The following is a 1,758-nucleotide window of genomic DNA, read 5'->3' as shown; positions in this document are numbered from 1 at the left end:
CCCGTCGAACGCATGATGCGCGACGCCAAGATCACCCAGATCTACGAAGGCACCAACCAGGTCCAGCGCATCGTCATGGCCCGCAACCTCCCGTAACCACCCGCCTCCCGAAAGGAGACAGGCCGTGACCCTGAAGATCGCTGTCTGTGTGAAGTACGTCCCCGACGCGACCGGCGACCGCGGTTTCGCCGACGACCTGACGACCGACCGCGAGGCCGTCGACGGGCTCCTCTCGGAGCTCGACGAGTACGCGGTGGAGCAGGCCCTCCGCATCTCGGAGGAGTCCGACGACGCCGAGGTCACCGTCGTCACGGTCGGCCCGGACGACGCCAAGGACGCGCTGCGCAAGGCGCTGTCGATGGGCGCCGACAAGGCCGTCCACGTCAACGACGAGGACATCCACGGCTCCGACGTGATCGCCACCTCCGCGATCCTGGCCAAGGCCCTGGAGAAGACCGGCTTCGACCTGGTCGTCTGCGGCATGGCCTCGACCGACGGCACGATGGGCGTCCTGCCCGCGCTGCTCGCCGAGCGCCTGAGCCTGCCGCAGGTCACCCTGCTGTCGGAGCTCTCCGTCGAGGACGGTCTCGTGAAGGGCCGCCGTGACGGCGACGCCGCGACCGAGCTCCTGGAGGCCCCGCTGCCGGCCGTCGTCTCGGTCACCGACCAGTCCGGCGAGGCCCGTTACCCCTCCTTCAAGGGGATCATGGCCGCCAAGAAGAAGCCGGTCCAGGAGCTGGACCTGGACGACCTGGACATCGACGCCGACGAGGTCGGCCTCGGCGGGTCCTGGACCCTGGTCGACGCCGTGGCCGCCCGCCCGGCCCGCACCCAGGGCACGATCGTCACGGACGAGGGGGACGGCGGCAAGCAGCTCGCGGCCTTCCTCGCCACCCAGAAGTTCATCTGATCCACCGTCACCCCACCTCAGGAGCAAGGAATCATGGCTGAGATCCTGGTTCTCGTGGACCACGCCGACGGTGCGGTCCGCAAGCCGGCCCTCGAACTGCTGACCCTGGCCCGCCGCATCGGCGAGCCCTCGGCGGTCGTCCTCGGCGCCGGCGAGGCCGCGGCCTCGATCGCCGCCACGGCCGGCGAGTACGGCGCCGCCACCGTGTACGTCGCGGACGGCGCCGAGTTCACCGAGCAGCTCGTCGTCCCGAAGGTCGACGCGCTCACCCAGCTCGCCCAGGAGAAGGGGGCGGCCGCCGTCCTGGTGACCTCCTCCGGCGAGGGCAAGGAGATCGGGGCCCGCGTCGCGCTCCGCCTCGGCTCCGGTCTGATCACCGACGCCGTGGAGCTGGAGGCCGGCGAGCAGGGCCCGGTCGCCACCCAGTCCGTCTTCGCCGCCTCGTACCAGGTGCGGTCGACGGTCTCGCACGGCGTCCCGGTCATCACCGTCAAGCCGAACTCCGCCGCCCCGGAGGCCGCTGCCGCCGCGGGCGCGGTCGAGAACGTCACCGTCGCCTTCACCGGCAACGCCGCCAAGGTCGTCTCGCGCACCCCGCGCGTCTCCACCGGCCGCCCCGAGCTCACCGAGTCCCCGATCGTCGTCTCCGGCGGCCGCGGTGTCGGCGCGGCCGAGGGCTTCGCGGTCGTCGAGAAGCTCGCCGACTCGCTCGGCGCGGCCGTCGGCGCCTCCCGCGCCGCCGACGTCGGCGGATTCGACTCCACCTCGGACCTCGCGGCCGGCTTCCGCTACGGCATCCCGACCGTCGGCACCTCCGCCCACGCCTTCACCCTGCTCCACGACAGCGA

At 72.1% G+C, this 1,758-nt stretch carries 3 protein-coding genes; all 3 read left to right on the top strand.

Features of this window, described 5'->3' with window-relative positions; translation table 11 throughout:
- A partial coding sequence (locus ACFV2S_RS37895; protein WP_157849844.1) for an acyl-CoA dehydrogenase family protein occupies positions 1–96 on the top strand: 96 nt, incomplete at its 5' end.
- 28 nt (positions 97–124) lie between these two features.
- On the top strand, positions 125–910 hold the full coding sequence (locus ACFV2S_RS37890; RefSeq protein WP_329855069.1) for an electron transfer flavoprotein subunit beta/FixA family protein: 786 nt from the start codon (positions 125–127) through the stop codon (positions 908–910).
- 33 nt (positions 911–943) lie between these two features.
- On the top strand, positions 944–1,758 hold an 815-nt coding region (locus ACFV2S_RS37885; RefSeq protein ID WP_385570887.1), incomplete at its 3' end, for an FAD-binding protein.

This window comes from Streptomyces sp. NPDC059695 (assembly GCF_042733785.1).
In the GTDB taxonomy this organism is placed as follows: domain Bacteria; phylum Actinomycetota; class Actinomycetes; order Streptomycetales; family Streptomycetaceae; genus Streptomyces.
This window is presented reverse-complemented; position numbering and strand designations above follow the sequence as displayed.